We start from the raw sequence: 16,563 nt of genomic DNA on the forward strand, positions 1-16,563 counted from the left end.
AGCTTACGATTCTGTATGCTTAGCCAGTCTTGTCGGTAGTGCTTCCGCAATGTAGATCATCGCCAGAAGCTATCGAGCAGTGTTCGGCAAACATCTCAACTCGATCGGCCATCGGTCTGAGGTGTATCTTGAGCGCTCGAAATGATTTCGTGGGTGAGTTGCACCCGCGTGCCTATACGGCTGCCGATCCGGTAGCATCTCCCAAGTTGAAAATTCTGCATGTCTTGTTCTCCTCCAGAGTTGCGGGATCGGAACGATACTGCGTTGACCTCGCCAATGGGCAGGCTGCTCTTGGGCACGAGGTGCACGTTGCCGGGCGATACGGCTCGCCGATGGCGGGGTTGCTTTCCGAGAAAGTTATTTTCCACGGATTTTCGATGCCGTTCCTGCGTGGTCTCAGGATCAGGTGGCTGGCTGGGCGGACAGGGATCGAGATCGCCCATGGGCATCTCAGCCATGGCTGCAAGGCGCTTGCCGCAGCGCCCGACAGCGTCGCCCGGATCGCGACCCTGCATGTCGGCTACAAAGCCAAACAGCATGCCCGTCTCGACGGGGTGATCTGCGTCAATGCCGCCCAGTCGACGCGGCTTGGCAAATATGACGGCCAGTCGGCGCTGATTTCCAACTGGCTGCCCGACGTCAAGTCCGCCGAGAGCATCGACCTGCGTGCGCAGTTGAATTTGCCGCGCGAAACACGGCTTGTCGGCAGCGTCGGACGCCTGCATCTCAGCAAGGGATATGACGTGCTGGTGTCGGCCTTCCGGAAGGCGGCACCCGCCAATGCCGCTCTTGTCATCGTCGGCGAGGGGCCGCATCGCGCCGCGCTGGAAAAGCTTGCCAAGGGCGACAGCCGCATCCATCTGCTCGGCCATTGCAACAATGTTCCGGGGTTCCTGCGCAATCTCGATCTCTTCGTCTCGCCGTCCCGCGAAGAATCGGCGGGGCTTGCCATTCTCGAAGCCATGCATGAGGGGTTGCCGATCATCGCGACAGCCGCCGAAGGCCCGTCGGAATATCTGCGCGAGCATCCGGTGACGCTGGTCGCACCCGGCTCGATCGAGCAGCTTTCCGAGGCGCTCGGCGATGTGATGCGGGAAGAATCCGTTGTCCGCCTGTCGCGCGTAGGCTACGACTTGGCTCCTTTCTCTCGTTCGGCAGGTATCGCCAATGTTCTCGATTTCTATTCCCGGGTTGCCCGCGGAGCGGCAGTCCAGGCTGCACCCGACATCGATCAGCCGCGGTTGATCTATGCGTCTGAAGCCCAAGAGTGATTTCTGGCAGGTCGGCATCGTCCCGGCCCCTGCCGAGGCGCTGCTCGATGCCGAAACTTTGGCGGACTGTTCTGATCGTATCACATGGCTGCCCGATCCCGGCCCCTGGCGATATCTCGCAGACCCTTTTGCCGTGAAGCGCGGCGACAGCCTGCACGTCTTCGTGGAGGCCTATGACTACCACACCAAGCATGGCTTCATCGAGCGCCATGAACTGGTGGGGCCGAACCTGCAATGGAGCGGCAAGGCGGTAGCGCTCACCATGCCTTTTCATCTCTCCTATCCCTTCCTGATCGAGCAGGATGGAGAGGTGCTGATGATGCCGGAAAGCCATAAGGCGGGGGAGGTCGCACTGTACCGTGCCCGCTCGTTTCCCGATGGCTGGGTGCGGGAAACGGTGCTGCTGGCCGGTGTGCCGGCTGCCGAGGCCTGTCTCATCGAGCATCAGGGCAAGTGGTGGATGTTCTACACGCTTGTCGGGGCCGGCGCGCGCGACCAGCGCGAGCTGCATATCGCTTTTGCCGATCGGCTGACCGGCCCGTGGAAAACCCATCCGCAGAACCCGATTCTGGTGGATCGCTCCGGCGCCCGGCCGGGCGGCACGCCCTTTATCGGTGCTGACGGCCAGATCATCCTGCCGGTTCAGGATTGCAGTGTCAGCTATGGTGGCGGCCTTCGCTTCCTGCGCTTCAGCCTGCTCAGCGAAACGCATGTGACCTGCGCGCATCTGCCGGCGCAGTTGACGGGCGATCTCGCCACTGCCGATTACCCCGACGGCCTCCACACATTTTCCGCCTGCGGAAACCTGACGCTGATCGATGTGAAGCGTATCGACAGATCCTTCGGCCGCCATATCGTCAATCTCAAACGCAAGCTGCTGCCGAAGCCCGCCTTGTCCGCAGTGGGGTGATATCGGCCGCTTTTGCCCTCGCAATCTGCGCCGACACAGGCGAAACTGTCCTCGGATTCGATACGGAGGAACGGTCGGGATGCCTTGCCGGCGAGGGCGACAATGGTCTGGAGAGCGGCGATGACGAAACCGATGCTTTCGCTGCAGCTCTTTTCGATGCGCGGCCTTGGAGATCTCGGCACGCAGCTCGAAAAGGCGGCTTCTGCCGGTTATGGCGCGGTCGAGCCGCTCGAGGGGCATCTGCGCGATGCCGATAACCTGCAGGCCGGGCTTGTCAGGAACGGGCTGGTGGCGCCATCGGCCCATGTCGGGCTGGAGGCGCTGCGCAGCGAGCGGCGGCGGTTTGTCGAGGCCTGCCAGCAGTGCGGCATCGGGCAGCTCTTCGTGCCGCATCCGGCGCCATTGGTGGCGAAGGAAACGAAAGCCGCATGGCAGCGGATCGGCCATGAGCTCGGCGCGCTCTCGGAACAGATGAAGGCCGATGGCATCGCGCTCGGCTATCACAACAAGACGGCGGGCTTCGAGCGCACCATCGGCGGGCGCTACGGCTTCGAGCTGATGTTCGAGGCAGCCAGGGGCAGTCCGCTTACCTGGCAGGCGGATATTGCGTGGCTCGCGCGCGCCCAGCCCAATGCCATCGAATGGATCAGGCGTTATGCCGGCGTGCTGGTCTCGGTGCATGTGAAGGATCAGGCGCCCGATGACATGGATCCGGACGAGGACGGCTGGGCAAATGTCGGCTCCGGCGTGCTGCTCTGGCCATCTCTCTGGCGGGCGGCGATGGCCAGCGGCGCCCGGCTTTTCGTCGTCGAGCACGACAATCCGCGACTGCCCTTCGAATTTGCGGCGCGCAGCTATGCCTATCTCAGCCGGTTCCTGACGTAAGATCGCAGGGCTGCCTTTGCCGTTTATCGCGCGAAATGAGGGGGAAGAAGCCGGCAGGGTGCGATCACACTCCCTGCTATGCCTATAGATATGGCGCAGGGGGGACTTGTGGCAAGACCCAGGTCGAGGCGTAGAACGCTTATCCTGATCAACAGCATCGGGAGAAGAGCATGCGTGTATTGCTTTCCACGTACGGGTCGCGGGGCGATGTGCAGCCGCTGGCGGCGCTGGCAATGGCTTTGAGGACAACAGGCGCAGACGCGATCGTGTGTGCGCCGCCGGATGCGGAATTTGCAGCCTTGCTGGAACGCTTCGGCGTGCCGCTGGCGCCGGCCAATGCGCCGGTGCGACAGTGGGTCAGCGAGGTGATGAAGAGGAGCGCGGCGGGCAACACGCGGGAGCGTTCCGCCGAAGGCATTTCCGAACGGGCGGCCGTGATCATGGCAGGACAGGTCGAAGCCCTCTCGGCGGCGGCGGAAGGCTGCGATCTGATTGTCGCTGCAGGCCTGTTTCCTTCGATGGCGGCGGCGCGGCTGGTGGCTGACCGGGCTGGCATCCGCTATTTCGGCGCCGCCTTCTGCCCGATTTTCCTGCCATCGGAGCATCATAAGCCGCATGCTTTTCCGGGCCGGCCGCATCCGCCTGGGGTGACGGATGTCAGGGCGCTCTGGGATTACGATATCGAAACCAAGAATGTGATGTTCGGTGGGGCCTTCAATCGTCTGCGCGCCTCGATGGGCCTTTATCCGGTTAAGAATGTCCGCGATCCCGTCCTGACCAGACGGCCATTGCTTGCCGCCGATCCGATGCTCGGGCCTTTGCTCAAGACGGATCTGGTCGATGCGGTGCAGACAGGCGCGTGGATGCTTGATGACGACCGGCGGCTGCCATCGGCACTGGAGGCCTTTCTCGATGCCGGCGAGCCACCCGTCTATGTCGGTTTCGGCAGCATGCCGATGCATGCGTTGAGGGATGCCGCCAGCCTGATCGTTGCTGCTATCCGTCAGCAGGGGCGGCGGGCGGTGCTCTCGCAAGGCTGGGCCGGCCTGGTGCCCGATGATGGCGGAAGCGATTGTTTCGTCGTCGACGAGGCCAATCATCAGGCGCTCTTTCCGCGGGTTGCGGCCATCGTCCATCATGGCGGGGCAGGCACGACGGCAGCGGCGGCCCGAGCCGGCGTGCCGCAGGTCGTCGTGGCGCAGATAGCCGATCAGCCCTACTGGGCATCCCGCGTTGCAGCGCTCGGCATCGGCGTGCCGCATGAGGGGACAACGCCGACGCTTCAGAGTTTTTCCGGTGCACTTTCAGCAGCGCTGCAGCCGGAGATCCGCCAGCGTGCCTCGGCCTTAGCCCCTGAGATCCGCACCGACGGGGCAATGGTAGCGGCGCGGCTGCTGCTTGCAGAGGCCGGCACGTAGAGCGGGGATCGCGGTCAATCGCGCGGCAGCCTGCCGAGAAGCAGCTGGTTTCCCGAGCGATTGCCGCAGCCGTTGCATTTCAGGCGAGGACCGATCCTGGCAAGGGTTATATTTTTGCCGGAACGATGGGCGAGCTCGCGCCGGTCGATCATCGTTTCGTGCTGGCAGGCCGGGCATCGCGCGTGGATGACATACCATTGCGGCAGGGTGGAGAGCGTCTCCCTGTCGATCTCGACCACCTCGTGGCCGGCGACGAGATCGACGCTGCGGCGGTGTTTCATCTGCGTTCAAAAAGAGGGCGGTCGAAAGATGGCCGCCAGCCGCGCACCATGCCCCTGCTTATCGCGCCCTCGGCCAGAGCAAGCTGGCTGCGCAGGTGGCGGCAGTCCTGCAGAAGCGTGGCGATGGCCGCCTTGGCATCCTCGTCGTGCCAGGAGAGAACGGCCTCGACCTCCCAGCTCAGGTCTTCGTTTTCAGTCACATCACTATCAGTTTTGGGAGCCAATTGCGGACGCATGTTCTCATTCTCCTTGCAGAGCATTTCAGTTTCATATTGTCGGGATGGCGGCCGAGACGCCAAGGATGTTCTTATTATGTTCTCATTTCGGTGGGAGTCAAGGGCGGCGATCGAGCCCTGAGCGCGGGGAGGAGCATCGGATCGGGCGCCGTTTGCGGATATCACGGGATTGGGGCAGGATACGCTATCGGAACAAGCAGGATGGAACGGTGCGCTGATGCTGATCGGCTCATGTCATTGCGGCAAGGCGGGCTGGACGCTGGAAGGCGATCCGGGCTCGATCACCGCATGCAACTGCACGCTCTGCCGGCGTTATGGGGCGCTCTGGGCCTATGATTACGAGGGCGGGCGTATCTCCATGAAGGGCGAGACCGGCTCCTATACGCGAACCGGCCGGGAGACGTCGTCGCTGGAAATATTGTTCTGCCCGACCTGCGCCTGTGTTTTGAGCTGGCGTGGCCTGAGGCTCAACAAGGATGGGCGCCGGCGCATGGCGGTCAACTTGCGGCTGGCGCCGCCGGACCGCGTTTCCGACCTGCCAATCGATCATTTCGACGGCCTGGAGACGTTCGAAGACCTTCCTTCCAAGGGGCGGTGCGTGCGCGACCTCTGGTTCTGACGGAATAGCCCGCAAATGCGGGAAGCCACGACTTACCATGACGAAGGTCACAACCAGTCGCACTTACGAAAGCCTGTCGCAATCTTTCAGATTGATCGCAGACCCGCCACACAGTTGAGCGACATGCTTGAGCGCCGCAGCCGTTTTCCCCATCTCAGGAAGGGCGGGGTGATCTCGTTGTCGTTCGTCGCTTATGTCAGCGTGATGAGCCCGGCACCCAGGACAACCGTGATCAGCGCAACCCAGGGCCAACCCATCGGCCGCCGTTGCTGCGGCCGCTTGCCCTGAAAGCCAAACTCGCGACGATCTTCCACGAATCTGGAAAAGACATCGTCGTCTTCTACATGTGCCATCAAACCCTCCCGACCGATGTGGCGAGCCGAAGCGTTGCGTGATGTGCAAGCCCGCGCCACAAGGTCACCGGAATGCTACCTCGTGAACCGGCGATGGCAATTCATTCAATAGTTGTAACCCGATGACCCTATCATCATCCGATGGGCAAACGGCCGCTGCCGGCCGACAGGTTCGGTCGGCGGCGGATACACGTCCGCCTGCATTCTTGACAGTCCCTGGCACCATTACTGAGGAAGAACGACGGTGACCTCGGTGTCGATCCTGGTTGATGTAACCGTTATGAGCCCGGCGCCCAAAACAACCGCGACAACCGCAAGAAACTGCCAGTTTATCGACCGCCGTCGCTGCGGCGGCCGGTCGCCCCGAAAGCCGAGCTCGCGGCGCTCCTCCACGAATCTGGAAAAGACTTCATCTTCATCCCAACGTGTCATCATACCCCTCCCGAGCCGCGACCACCTTAGAGCATTCTAATATGCATACTAAAAGAGATATGACGCCAGGGCTTTAGTCCGGAGTGGTTAACGATCAGATCTTTACGGCTATTTCTCCCTCATCCGATAGGAGAAGCCGCCGCGGCCAGCCAAAGCCTGTCGGCCGGACATGACAGAAAAGATGGGCGCCGGCACAGGGCGGCCGATTTGCGGCAGGCGCCGCCGGATCCGGTTTCCGACCCGCCATTTCGACGGGCTGGATACGATTGACGATCTTTCTTCCAAGCGCCGGTGCATGCGCGATCGCTGGTTCTGACGGGAAGGTGACGTCGCCAGAGGTAGGCAGAAGTATAATTCTTTTTATACCTCATGATTTCACCCATTCGGGTTATTATGTCACTTTTTATGTTGTGATAGCTTCAGTAATAACACGGTTAATTTTGCGATAAAGCTAAGATCCTGAGATTAAGTTCCGGATGTACGTGAAGATTAGTTTTGGATCTTTGGCGCCGTTAAACGCTAGTCCCGAAGGGAAGTCATGAGGATTTACTTCTATTTCATCGCTTTTCAACTCAGTGTGCTGATGTGGGGTGGCGCCTACTATAGTGTTCGGGAAATCTATCAGAGCCTGAATGCTTCCCAGTCGCTTGATATTTCCTTCGTTTCACATGAGGGTCGCGGCGACCCGAACTAACGCACGATCGCGATAACCCCATCCCAGGTGCGGCGACCTGGATCGCCCCCCAACGTAGAAACCCGAAAACACCACCACCGTGAAATCGCTGCATTCCCTCCTGATCGTCTATCTTGGCCCGCCGCTGTTTGCGGCCGCGGCTCTTCTGCTCATCGTGTCGTGGTTCAGTGATGCGCAGTCCGACCCACGAACGAATGCAACGACCGGCGTGCGAAAAGGCGGCAGGATCGGCAGCCAGAGCGAGACGTTTCGGTGATTGCGTAACCCGCCATCATCAGCGGGAGATATAAGAAGGGCCACCAAGTGGGGCCTGGCGACCCTTCTCCTGCTGGTAGGTGCAGCATCCAGCGAGGGCAAAATACAAGCGGTGGATGTTTCCGATAGTGACCGCGGTCACAATGCGACAATTTATTCTCGCGGAAGCTGAGGGATGCTGGTCCGCCACCACATGACAGGGCATCCCACCTAGGGGCGCTCGGCCATGACGAGCAGGAGGAATGCGGCGAGGTCGCGCCAGCGGGCAAAACGCTTGTCTTCGCAAGCTTGCGCGCTCGGTTGTGGCTCACCGATCCTGCCAATGCGGAATCCGGCCGCGACAATGCCATTCAGATATTCGCTCATTATGCGCGGGAAGCGGGGGACGGCGAAGGGCTGAACGATCTCGTCCGCCGGGCGGCTGCCGAACCGCCATTCTTCGGTGAAAGTGCTGCGGTCGAAATAGCGCGAGACGCAGAGCGCTGTCGCAATGCCGGCCTCGTTCTTTTGCCAGGCGAGGCCCGGAGTGATGAAGCAGGGGTGCAGCACGCTGAAGGCGAGGAAGCCGCCGGGGCGGACGAGGCGATAGGCCTCCCGCATGGCGGCATCGAAATCCGGGCCATCCATTAGCGCCATGGTGGAGATGACGGCGTCGAAAGAGCCGTCGGGGAAGCCGGTATCGGTGCTGTAGGAGGAGACCTTGTAGGTGATGCCGAGGGGATGCTTCTCTTCGGCGTTCCGCGCATGACCGATCATCCGCTCGGAGAGATCGATGCCGGTCATGCGGGCGCCCATTTCGGCGAAGCGGCGGGTGTTCGTTCCTTCGCCGCAGCCGAAATCGATCACATCGAGGCCGGCAAGCGGCGGCAGGAAATCGATGAAGGCGGGCAAGGTGAAGAGCTCGCGGTACGCGTCGTAGCCGTTGCGTACGTCATGCGTCCATTGATCGGCATTGCCATTCCATCGCGCGGCCACGCTCTGTAACACGTCGTCGGTCATCGTGCCTCCCGTTGTCTGTTCGATTCGTGCTGCGGGAGGATAGGATGGTTTGCCGTCCTGGCAATGACGGCCGGTCGAACATTCCGGCGGGGCCGAAGCAAGAGAGACGATCTCAACCCGTCGGCGGGATTGCGTGCGAAGGCGGAAAGCGGCCCTCGGCCAGGTAGGGTTCTTCTTAGGGTGTCGAGGCCTGCCCAGCGGCTTTATTATGGGATGGCCCACTCTTCGGGGGATATCGAGTATGATTGACCTTCTTTGAAGAAAGAGAGCCAATTCTCTGACGATATCCGTGCCCACCATAGGGAAGAATAGTTGTAGCGTTGTCGGCGTCAAAGATAATGGCTCTTTTGATACTATTTCTTTACCATAAAATATTAGAGTTCATGGAATGTGCTCGGTCAGAAGGCAGGCCGAGTGTCTAAACGCGGGCGTGCCGCTTTTCCAGGGATCGATGATGAAGCTCACCATTGCAAGAAATCTCGCCGCTGTGGGCATCGCCGTCTCCGTCGGCATGTTCGCTTCCTTCGCGCTGCAACAGACCGCACTCGAACGGCTCAAGGTCAACGGACCGATCTACGAGCAGATCGTCTATGGCAAAGACCTGATTGCCGACATCCTCCCGCCGCCGCTCTTCGTCGTCGAATCCTACATGCTGTCGCATGAGGCCAACGACTTTCCCGATCTGATCGATGCCAATCTCGCCAAGATCGCTACTTTGAAGGCAGCCTATGAGGATCGCCGCGGCTATTGGCAGACAACGCGCCTGCCGCAGCCGCTCAAGGACGAGCTCAACAAGGAAGTGCTGGCCAAGGGCGACCTCTTCTGGAAGGTGATGGAAGAGGACGTCATCCCGGCACTCAAGACCAGGCAGGCCGGCGCCGCAGCCGAGCCGATGGTCAAGCTCAGGACCGCCTTCCACGAACATCAGGATGCGGTCGAAAAGCTCGTGGTCAATTCCGATACCTATCTCAAGGGGCAGGAGAAGAATGCTGCCGATGAGATCATGACATGGACCTCGGCGGCTGCAGTGGCTTCACTTGCGTCCTTCCTGCTGCTGCTCGCCGGGCTCTATTTCTTCCGCCGCCGCGCCGTCCTGCCGATCGATGGCATGAGGCGTTATATGAGCGGCCTTGCCAATGGCGACTTCTCCGAAGACGTGCCCTATGCAGAGCGCAGCGATGAGATCGGCCAGATGGCGCAAGCCGTTGTCGTCTTCCGCACCAATTCCCTTGAGCGCCGCGAAGCGCACCTGCGCGAGGCGGGGGCCAAGGAAGCCGAAGTCACCCGCGAACGCCAGTTGGCCTCCGAGCGCGTTGCCGAGGAAGCCGCGCGTGACGAGGTGATCCATTCACTCACCCGCGGGCTCGATGAACTGTCGCGCGGCAATCTCGGCTTCCACATCGATACCAGGTTCTCATCCGCCTACGAACAGCTCCGCGCCGCCTTCAATTCCAGTGTCGACACGCTGTCCAGTTCGATCGACGCCGTCTCCGGCGCGACAAGCACATTGCGCCATTCTTCACATGATATCGCCGGCGCCATGGAGGCGCTGTCGAAGCGCACCGAGCAGCAGGCAGCAACCATCGAAGAGACATCGGCCGCACTCACCGAGATCACCGCCGCCGTCGGCAATTCCTCGTCGCAATCGGGCGAGGCAAGCCGGATGACGAGCGAGACCAGCAAGGCTGCGCTGCAATGCACCGACCTGATGCGCGAGGCAATCGCGGCAATGCAGCGGATCGAGGGTTCGTCGGACCAGATCGGCTCGATCATCAACGTCATCGACGACATCGCCTTCCAGACCAACCTTTTGGCGCTCAATGCCGGTGTCGAAGCAGCCCGCGCGGGCGAAGCCGGCAAGGGGTTTGCCGTCGTGGCACAGGAAGTGCGCGAACTTGCTTCCCGCTCGGCCAATGCCGCCAAGGAGATCAAGGTTCTGGTCTCGACATCTTCGGACCAGGTCGGCTCGGGGGTGGCGCTGGTCAACCGCACTGGCGAAGCGCTCTCCCATATCGAAACCAGGGTGCAGCATGTCGGCCAGTTGATCCAGGCCGTGGTCACTTCCCTGAACGAGCAGTCCTCGGCGATCGGCGAGATCAACAGCTCGGTCCATGCGATGGACGAGGTGACCCAGCGCAATTCCGCCATGGCGGCGGAAACCAACTTGGCCTGCAAGGGACTGAACGAGCAGGTCCTGGCGCTCGAAGAGATTGTTTCGCGCTTCCGGATCGCCGCTGCGCGGCCTGATGTAACGGCATCCCGCGCCGCCTGAGCCGCGCAAGGATTTCCGGACCAAGCCATCCTTGGCGACCACCGCCGACCTGCCACTTGGAATTTTCTCCAGAATGAGCCGGTCGGCGAGGAGACGATTTTATCCTTGCGTATAGGATACAGAGAACCGTTTCGTGATCTATGTTTCCCGCCAGGGACATAGACTTCAATTGCCACCGGAGGTTCAGATGTCAGAATGTAAGCATGTTGCGGCCGTTCGATCCGTCGAGCCGAGGACGCTTGGTTGCGAGGAATGCCTGGAGGACGGACAGGAGTGGGTCCATCTTCGACTTTGCCGCGAATGCGGCCATGTCGGATGCTGCGATCAATCCATCGGAAAGCATGCGACTGCGCATTTCCACGCCACGGGACATCCCATTATCGAAGGGTACGATCCGCCGGAAGGCTGGGGCTGGTGCTATCTCGACGAGACGATGGTGGAACTGCCCGATCAGACACCGCAGCGCGGCCCGATCCCGCGCTTTTATTGAGCGTCGACATGACCGACAACCTCGAATCCCGCCGATACCAGATGTTTCCGGTGCTGAGCGCCGAGCAGATCCGCTTGGCGACGCGCTTTGCCAGCAGTGGCCCACATACCTTTGCCCCCGGCGAGGTCGTGTCTGAGATCGGTGACCGGAATTCGCCCGCACGGCTGATCCTTTCCGGTCGTCTGGATGTCTTCAGGCATGACGGGCTGTCGATGCCGGAAGCCTTGATCACCGGTCACGGCAAAGGACAGTTTTCGGGAGAGGTCAGTCAGCTCTCCGGAAGGCCGGCACTTGCAGGTGCGCGTGCGGGTCCGGAAGGATGTGTGGCACTGGCATTCGACGCGGCGCATCTGAAGGCTCTGATCATCGGCTCGGCCGATATCGGTGAGATCATCATGCGCGCCTACATCCTGCGGCGCGTGGAACTCATCAGCTTCGGGGGCTCCGGCTCTATCCTGATCGGTCATCCAGGAGCGCGCGATCTCGTTCGCCTTCAGGGCTTTCTGTCCCGCAGCGGCTATCCGCATATCGTTCTCGACGCGGCGTCGGATCACGAAGGCCAGGCCCTGGTGGAGAGGCTCGGAATTCTGCCTGACGATCTGCCGCTCATGGTCTGCCCCAATGGCACGGTGCTCAAACATCCGACGGATGCCGAGGCCGCCTGCTGCCTTGGCATCATGCCGGAACTCGATCCGGCCACCCTCTATGACGTGGCGATCGTCGGAGCGGGGCCTTCAGGGTTGGCTGCAGCCGTCTATGCCGCTTCCGAAGGGCTCAGCGTCATCGTGATCGATGCGCGGGAGATCGGCGGGCAGGCCGGGAGTTCTTCCCGCATCGAAAACTATCTCGGCTTCCCGACCGGAATTTCTGGTCAGGCGCTTGCGGGCCGCGCCTTCAATCAGGCGCTCAAGTTCGGCGCGGAGATCGCCCTGCCGCTTGATGTCAATGAACTGGTGCCGGCCCCGGCAGGCAAACGCGGAACCGACCCGATGGTGTTGCGGGTCGGGGGAGACAGGCAGGTCAAGGCGCGAACCGTCGTCATCGCCTCAGGCGCGCGATACCGCAGGCCCGACATTCCCGACATCTCACGCTTCGAGGGTGCCGGCATTTCCTATTGGGCGTCGGCGATTGAAGCGAAGCTCTGCGAAAACGACGATATCGCCCTGGTGGGCGGCGGCAACTCGGCTGGCCAGGCGGTCGCCTTCCTGGCGCCGCGGGTGCGGCGTCTGCATCTGGTGATACGCCGAAGCCTGCGGGAGACGATGTCCGCATATCTCATCGACCGCATAGCCGCGCTGTCGAACGTGGAGATGCATGTGGGATGCGAGTTGACGTCGCTGGCCGAAGATCCGCATGGCCGTCTGGCGGCGACGCTTACGAATTTCGAAAAACAGTCCCGCAAGAACTACGATCTTCGCCGCGTCTTCATGTTCATCGGCGCCGATCCGAATACCGACTGGATCAAGTGCCGCATCAAGACCGATGACAAGGGCTTCATCCGGACCGGCACGGCATTCGGTCCCGATGTCGAAGAGGAGCTGGGAAGGCGATCCCTGCAACTGGAAACCAGCCTGCCGAACGTCTTTGCGATCGGCGATGTCCGGGCCGGTTCGACGAAGCGCGTTGCCGCGGCGGTCGGCGAAGGAGCCGCTGTCGTCAGCGACATTCACGCCGCGCTGAGGCAGGCTTCGCTCATGAAATAACGCCGCCCTTCGCAGTCGGCATTGCAGCCGCGGCGCTTTGGACGAGGCTCCAGAAGCTCTCGGCAATCTCGGTCATGCGCGCTCGCGGTCTTATCAGGACGATCTTGACGTCGACGGCCCAATCGGACGATCCGGCTGATATGAGCCTTCCGGCCGGCCCCATCTCGTCCGCCGCCAGGCTCTCCGGTATCCAGGCGACGCCCTTTCCCTCGACGGCAAGCGCTTTCAGCGCCATTGCGAGATGTGAGGTGAAGACTGTCGAGAGATGCGGCTGACCTGTGCCGGCCGAGAGGGCCGATGACAGGATCCGGCCCATGCCTGATGTCTCTTCGAAGGCGAGATGCGGGAGCGGGCGATCCGTTGGCTGCGAAATGGCGTGGAGCGCGTGACCATGCCTGTCCCGGCCGCTGACGGGGATCAGGCGATCCGTTGCAAGCTCCACATGCCTGTAGGCGTTCCTGTCGAGACGGATCCTGCTGTTCTGGTGGTCGTGGCAGAGCAGGAACTGCGCGCGGCCTTCCGTCATGATCCGCTCGCACTCGTTCATATTGTCCGAGAGCAGGCGGATGGGCATCGTCGATGCTTCGTGGCCCAATCCTTGAATCCAGCCGGGGAAGAAGATGAAGGACAGGGCATGGGTCGCGGCGAAGGTCACCGTCGATGTCGCCGCACGCATCTGCTCGAGATCACGGCTGACGCGCTCCAGCCGCGCCACGATGTCGTTTGCCGCCTCGAGCACAGCCTCGCCGGCAGGGGTCAGCTTCAACCTGTGCGTCGAGCGATCGACAAGTTCGGAGCCACACCAGTCCTCGAGGGATTTGATGCGGCGCCCGAAAGCCGGCTGCGTGATGTGGCGCTTTTCTGCCGCTCTCGAAAAGTTCAGCGTTTCGGCGAGAGCCCGGAGGTCGGCGAGCCAGGCAGTTTCCACGATGCTTCATCCGTTTCTGCGATGCTTGCGGAGCATTGACAGAACGAGATAGCTGCGGGGATTTCAAGTCAATTCATAGTTATTTGCGCAGAACGGAAAATTTACGGTGCCGATCCGGCATTGAAAGAGCCCGGATCGGCACTGGACGCGGAGGGCGGATTCTTCATACGACATGAACATGTGAGGGCAATAACCCTTCGATCCGGAATGGAGATTGCAATGCGTATCATCGATGTCTGCGAAGTGACGAAGCCGATCGCTTCGCCGATCCGCAACGCCTATATCGACTTCAGCAAGATGACGGCGAGCCTGGTGGCCGTCGTTACCGATGTTGTCAGGGATGGTCGCCGCGTGGTCGGCTACGGTTTCAATTCCAATGGCCGATACGGGCAGGGCGGTCTCATCCGCGAGCGCTTCAAGGATCGTATTCTCGAGGCCGCGCCTGATAGCCTCGTGAATGATGCCGGCACCAATCTCGACCCGCACCGGATCTGGGCAGCGATGATGAAGAACGAGAAGCCCGGCGGTCATGGCGAGCGCTCGGTCGCGGTCGGCACGATCGACATGGCGGTCTGGGATGCCGTTGCCAAGATCGAGGGCAAGCCGCTTTTCCGGCTGCTGGCGGAGATGAAGGGCAGGGATGCCGATCCGAAAGTCTTCGTCTATGCCGCCGGCGGCTATTACTATCCCGGCAAGGACAACAGCGCCTTGCGCAGGGAGATGCGCGGTTATCTCGACCGCGGCTATACCGTGGTCAAGATGAAGATCGGCGGTGCTTCGATCGATGAAGATCGCGGCCGCATCGAATCCGTGCTGGAGGAGATCGGCTCGCAGGCACGGCTTGCCGTCGATGCGAACGGCCGCTTCGATCTGGAGACCGGTATCGCCTATGCCAAGATGCTGCGCGACTATCCACTCTTCTGGTATGAGGAAATCGGCGATCCCTTGGATTATGCGCTGCAGGCGGCGATCTCCGAATTCTACGATGCGCCGATGGCGACCGGCGAGAACCTGTTCTCGCATCAGGATGCCCGCAACCTGCTGCGTTATGGCGGCATGCGCGCCGACCGCGATTACCTGCAATTCGACTGCGCACTGTCCTACGGTCTTGTCGAATATCTTCGCACGCTCGAGGTGCTGCGCCAGTTCGGCTGGTCGCCATCGCGCTGTATTCCGCATGGCGGCCACCAGATGTCGCTCAACATCGCGGCCGGCCTCGGCCTTGGCGGCAATGAGAGCTATCCGGATCTCTTCCAGCCCTATGGCGGATTCCCTGATGGGGTAAGGGTTGTCGACGGGCACATCACCATGCCGGAACTGCCCGGCATCGGCTTCGAGGGCAAGTCGGATCTTATAAAAGTCATGCGGGAACTGGCGGAGTAAAAGGGCGAAGAGCTTGCGATCGCGTGATCGGCTCCATGCAATGGATCAATATCTCTTCACTACTATCATAGCCTAAGCAGCCTTCTGGAAGGCGGCCTCGCATCATACTTCAGTCGATTTCGGAACTGCGGATGGCAGGGGATTCATCGATCGAACTTTCTGGAGCGGATGAAAAGCGGTTTTTCCGCCCCATGAGATGAAGACGCCCGACGCCCCCCGATAAGCCAATGCGTTATCATAGTAGCAGTCGTCGGTCAGGATGTCGTAGCGGGACGAAGCGTACTGAAAGGCGAGCGCGGTACTTCCGTACCCGACACCCATCGCCAAAACTATGCCGAGCGGCAAAATGAGCAGCGGCAGCCGGCGCTTCTGGACATCAGCCAGCCATAAGCCTCCCGCCGCCACAAGACCCAGGGTAGCCGAAGCAGCAATAAATATCGGGTCCGTCGAACCCAAGGCTCCATAATAATAATCGACGTAAAATGACTGTCCAAACGTCATCACTGCAGTCAGAAAGATGGCAAATGCAACTGACAAAATCAGCACGCAGATGATGCGAACACGCACGGGCTTTCCTTCGTCAAAACTGACTTTTGATCGTTAGACCGATAATACGATCTACTGAACCGCGCTACCAATTACACGCTTTGCGTGATTTTGAGGTTAAAAATACATCACTGATGGTTGGAGCAAGAGCCGTAGGTTCAATCGCGCATGGGCTGATTTATGACCCTGCCTGTCGATGGCACCGAAGCTTCAGGCAGCGGAATCTTCGCGGCATCCAGATAGGTGCAGAACATCAGCGTCAGTTGCGTCCGCAATCCGCCGTCGATCAGCAGTTCCGACATGTCCCGCTCGAAGACGTTGCGGACGGTGCCGCAGAGCACGTTCAGCATCATCACGTTGACGGTGGAGAGATTGGCGAACTTCGCGTCCGAGGCGGTGGCGAACATGGCTTCACTTGATCTTTCGATGCGTTGCGACATGGCCTCGACGATCTCAGCGACATCCACCTCGGCGGCGGCGCGATAAAGGGCGATCGTCACGTCGCGGCGCTCGATCTTCACCTCGATATAGGTGCTGACGAGCGCAGCGGCCATCTGCGCATAGGGCGCGCCGCGATGGGCCTGGCAGGCCGCTTCCACGCGGTCGGCCAGCATCGTCAGATAGCGCTCGTTGACGGCGTGGAAGAGAGCCTGCTTGTTCGGAAAATACTGGTAGAGGGAGCCGACGGAGACACCGGCTCTTTCCGCGACACGGGTCGTCGTCAGCTCACCCGGCCCGTCCGACATCAAAACCTGAATCGTCGCTTCGAAAATTGCCTCGACGGTGTTCACCGACCGCGCCTGACGCGGTGATTTGCGGGCATTTGCAGCTGATGTCTGGGCGGAAACCATATGCGAATTCAAAACCTGAAGAATCCTTCTTATTTTC

18 protein-coding genes are annotated in these 16,563 nt (G+C 60.9%); 10 read left to right on the forward strand and 8 right to left on the reverse strand.

Going from position 1 to position 16,563, the window contains the following annotated elements:
* Window positions 1–128: 128 nt before the first annotated feature.
* The 4 genes from AC1DUP_RS22580 (at window position 129) to AC1DUP_RS22595 (ending at window position 4,484) form a co-directional block, all read left to right on the forward strand.
* The gene (locus tag AC1DUP_RS22580) at window positions 129–1,271 is read left to right on the forward strand and encodes a glycosyltransferase (protein ID WP_477834575.1); all 1,143 of its coding nucleotides are present in this window, start codon (window positions 129–131) and stop codon (window positions 1,269–1,271) included.
* The gene (locus AC1DUP_RS22585; RefSeq protein WP_477834577.1) at window positions 1,249–2,181 is read left to right on the forward strand and encodes a glucosamine inositolphosphorylceramide transferase family protein; all 933 of its coding nucleotides are present in this window, start codon (window positions 1,249–1,251) and stop codon (window positions 2,179–2,181) included. Before AC1DUP_RS22580 ends, AC1DUP_RS22585 begins: the two co-directional genes overlap by 23 nt.
* Before the next feature lie 120 nt (window positions 2,182–2,301).
* Window positions 2,302–3,066, forward strand: a complete 765-nt coding sequence (locus AC1DUP_RS22590; protein ID WP_113299256.1) for a sugar phosphate isomerase/epimerase family protein — start codon at window positions 2,302–2,304, stop codon at window positions 3,064–3,066.
* Window positions 3,067–3,236: 170 nt separating this feature from the next.
* Window positions 3,237–4,484: a glycosyltransferase gene (locus tag AC1DUP_RS22595; RefSeq protein WP_477834580.1), complete on the forward strand. Its 1,248-nt coding sequence runs from the start codon at window positions 3,237–3,239 to the stop codon at window positions 4,482–4,484.
* Between the two features lie 14 nt (window positions 4,485–4,498).
* On the opposite strand, the gene AC1DUP_RS22600 is transcribed toward AC1DUP_RS22595, so the two are convergent.
* Both AC1DUP_RS22600 and AC1DUP_RS22605 read right to left on the reverse strand, forming a co-directional pair.
* The gene (locus tag AC1DUP_RS22600; RefSeq protein ID WP_477834582.1) at window positions 4,499–4,765 is read right to left on the reverse strand and encodes a hypothetical protein; all 267 of its coding nucleotides are present in this window, start codon (window positions 4,763–4,765) and stop codon (window positions 4,499–4,501) included.
* Window positions 4,762–5,001: a hypothetical protein gene (locus AC1DUP_RS22605; RefSeq protein ID WP_113299376.1), complete on the reverse strand. Its 240-nt coding sequence runs from the start codon at window positions 4,999–5,001 to the stop codon at window positions 4,762–4,764. Before AC1DUP_RS22605 ends, AC1DUP_RS22600 begins: the two co-directional genes overlap by 4 nt.
* Window positions 5,002–5,218: 217 nt before the next feature.
* On the opposite strand from AC1DUP_RS22605, the gene AC1DUP_RS22610 reads away from it, so the two are divergent.
* Window positions 5,219–5,620, forward strand: a complete 402-nt coding sequence (locus AC1DUP_RS22610) for a GFA family protein (RefSeq protein ID WP_113506777.1) — start codon at window positions 5,219–5,221, stop codon at window positions 5,618–5,620.
* Window positions 5,621–5,811: 191 nt separating this feature from the next.
* Here the strand turns inward: AC1DUP_RS22610 and AC1DUP_RS22615 are convergent, their stop codons facing one another.
* Together AC1DUP_RS22615 and AC1DUP_RS22620 are read right to left on the reverse strand one after the other, a co-directional pair.
* Window positions 5,812–5,973, reverse strand: coding sequence for a RagB/SusD family nutrient uptake outer membrane protein (locus AC1DUP_RS22615; protein ID WP_162747189.1), 162 nt, complete (start codon window positions 5,971–5,973; stop codon window positions 5,812–5,814).
* A gap of 225 nt (window positions 5,974–6,198) precedes the next feature.
* Window positions 6,199–6,405 carry a hypothetical protein gene (locus tag AC1DUP_RS22620; RefSeq protein ID WP_113318943.1) on the reverse strand — a complete coding sequence of 69 codons (207 nt, stop codon included), beginning with the start codon at window positions 6,403–6,405 and terminating at the stop codon, window positions 6,199–6,201.
* 538 nt (window positions 6,406–6,943) lie between these two features.
* Between AC1DUP_RS22620 and AC1DUP_RS22625 the strand changes: the two genes are divergently transcribed.
* A complete protein-coding gene (locus AC1DUP_RS22625) occupies window positions 6,944–7,099 on the forward strand; it encodes a hypothetical protein (protein ID WP_477834585.1) in 156 nt (51 codons plus the stop codon).
* 465 nt (window positions 7,100–7,564) lie between these two features.
* Here the strand turns inward: AC1DUP_RS22625 and AC1DUP_RS22630 are convergent, their stop codons facing one another.
* Window positions 7,565–8,353, reverse strand: a complete 789-nt coding sequence (locus AC1DUP_RS22630; protein ID WP_477834587.1) for a class I SAM-dependent methyltransferase — start codon at window positions 8,351–8,353, stop codon at window positions 7,565–7,567.
* Window positions 8,354–8,807: 454 nt separating this feature from the next.
* Here AC1DUP_RS22630 and AC1DUP_RS22635 point away from each other — a divergent pair, with 454 nt between their 5' ends.
* From AC1DUP_RS22635 to AC1DUP_RS22645, 3 genes are all read left to right on the forward strand, one after another.
* Window positions 8,808–10,625 carry a methyl-accepting chemotaxis protein gene (locus tag AC1DUP_RS22635; RefSeq protein WP_113311170.1) on the forward strand — a complete coding sequence of 606 codons (1,818 nt, stop codon included), beginning with the start codon at window positions 8,808–8,810 and terminating at the stop codon, window positions 10,623–10,625.
* Between the two features lie 187 nt (window positions 10,626–10,812).
* Window positions 10,813–11,115, forward strand: coding sequence for a UBP-type zinc finger domain-containing protein (locus tag AC1DUP_RS22640; protein ID WP_113299248.1), 303 nt, complete (start codon window positions 10,813–10,815; stop codon window positions 11,113–11,115).
* A gap of 8 nt (window positions 11,116–11,123) precedes the next feature.
* Window positions 11,124–12,818, forward strand: a complete 1,695-nt coding sequence (locus tag AC1DUP_RS22645) for an FAD-dependent oxidoreductase (protein ID WP_113311051.1) — start codon at window positions 11,124–11,126, stop codon at window positions 12,816–12,818.
* Here the strand turns inward: AC1DUP_RS22645 and AC1DUP_RS22650 are convergent.
* The gene (locus tag AC1DUP_RS22650; RefSeq protein WP_113311050.1) at window positions 12,808–13,746 is read right to left on the reverse strand and encodes a LysR family transcriptional regulator; all 939 of its coding nucleotides are present in this window, start codon (window positions 13,744–13,746) and stop codon (window positions 12,808–12,810) included. The genes AC1DUP_RS22645 and AC1DUP_RS22650 overlap by 11 nt on opposite strands.
* Window positions 13,747–13,965: 219 nt before the next feature.
* Here AC1DUP_RS22650 and AC1DUP_RS22655 point away from each other — a divergent pair, with 219 nt between their 5' ends.
* Window positions 13,966–15,129: a mandelate racemase/muconate lactonizing enzyme family protein gene (locus AC1DUP_RS22655; RefSeq protein WP_477834590.1), complete on the forward strand. Its 1,164-nt coding sequence runs from the start codon at window positions 13,966–13,968 to the stop codon at window positions 15,127–15,129.
* A gap of 102 nt (window positions 15,130–15,231) precedes the next feature.
* On the opposite strand, the gene AC1DUP_RS22660 is transcribed toward AC1DUP_RS22655, so the two are convergent.
* Window positions 15,232–15,696 carry a hypothetical protein gene (locus AC1DUP_RS22660; protein WP_477834592.1) on the reverse strand — a complete coding sequence of 155 codons (465 nt, stop codon included), beginning with the start codon at window positions 15,694–15,696 and terminating at the stop codon, window positions 15,232–15,234.
* A 137-nt stretch (window positions 15,697–15,833) separates the two neighbouring features.
* Window positions 15,834–16,466 (reverse strand): TetR/AcrR family transcriptional regulator, encoded by a 633-nt coding sequence (locus AC1DUP_RS22665; protein ID WP_477834594.1) that lies wholly within the window; start codon window positions 16,464–16,466, stop codon window positions 15,834–15,836.
* Between the last annotated feature and the right edge of the window lie 97 nt (window positions 16,467–16,563).

This window comes from Rhizobium sp. 01L419 (genome assembly GCF_056400025.1).

Coding starts and splice junctions, on each gene's coding strand:
- AC1DUP_RS22585 (WP_477834577.1), top strand. CDS start 1,249: ATGCGTCTGAAGCCCAAGAGTGATTTCTGGCAGGTCGGCATCGTCCCG.
- AC1DUP_RS22590 (WP_113299256.1), top strand. CDS start 2,302: ATGACGAAACCGATGCTTTCGCTGCAGCTCTTTTCGATGCGCGGCCTT.
- AC1DUP_RS22595 (WP_477834580.1), top strand. CDS start 3,237: ATGCGTGTATTGCTTTCCACGTACGGGTCGCGGGGCGATGTGCAGCCG.
- AC1DUP_RS22600 (WP_477834582.1), bottom strand. CDS start 4,765: ATGAAACACCGCCGCAGCGTCGATCTCGTCGCCGGCCACGAGGTGGTC.
- AC1DUP_RS22605 (WP_113299376.1), bottom strand. CDS start 5,001: ATGCGTCCGCAATTGGCTCCCAAAACTGATAGTGATGTGACTGAAAAC.
- AC1DUP_RS22610 (WP_113506777.1), top strand. CDS start 5,219: ATGCTGATCGGCTCATGTCATTGCGGCAAGGCGGGCTGGACGCTGGAA.
- AC1DUP_RS22615 (WP_162747189.1), bottom strand. CDS start 5,973: ATGGCACATGTAGAAGACGACGATGTCTTTTCCAGATTCGTGGAAGAT.
- AC1DUP_RS22620 (WP_113318943.1), bottom strand. CDS start 6,405: ATGACACGTTGGGATGAAGATGAAGTCTTTTCCAGATTCGTGGAGGAG.
- AC1DUP_RS22625 (WP_477834585.1), top strand. CDS start 6,944: ATGAGGATTTACTTCTATTTCATCGCTTTTCAACTCAGTGTGCTGATG.
- AC1DUP_RS22630 (WP_477834587.1), bottom strand. CDS start 8,353: ATGACCGACGACGTGTTACAGAGCGTGGCCGCGCGATGGAATGGCAAT.
- AC1DUP_RS22635 (WP_113311170.1), top strand. CDS start 8,808: ATGAAGCTCACCATTGCAAGAAATCTCGCCGCTGTGGGCATCGCCGTC.
- AC1DUP_RS22640 (WP_113299248.1), top strand. CDS start 10,813: ATGTCAGAATGTAAGCATGTTGCGGCCGTTCGATCCGTCGAGCCGAGG.
- AC1DUP_RS22645 (WP_113311051.1), top strand. CDS start 11,124: ATGACCGACAACCTCGAATCCCGCCGATACCAGATGTTTCCGGTGCTG.
- AC1DUP_RS22655 (WP_477834590.1), top strand. CDS start 13,966: ATGCGTATCATCGATGTCTGCGAAGTGACGAAGCCGATCGCTTCGCCG.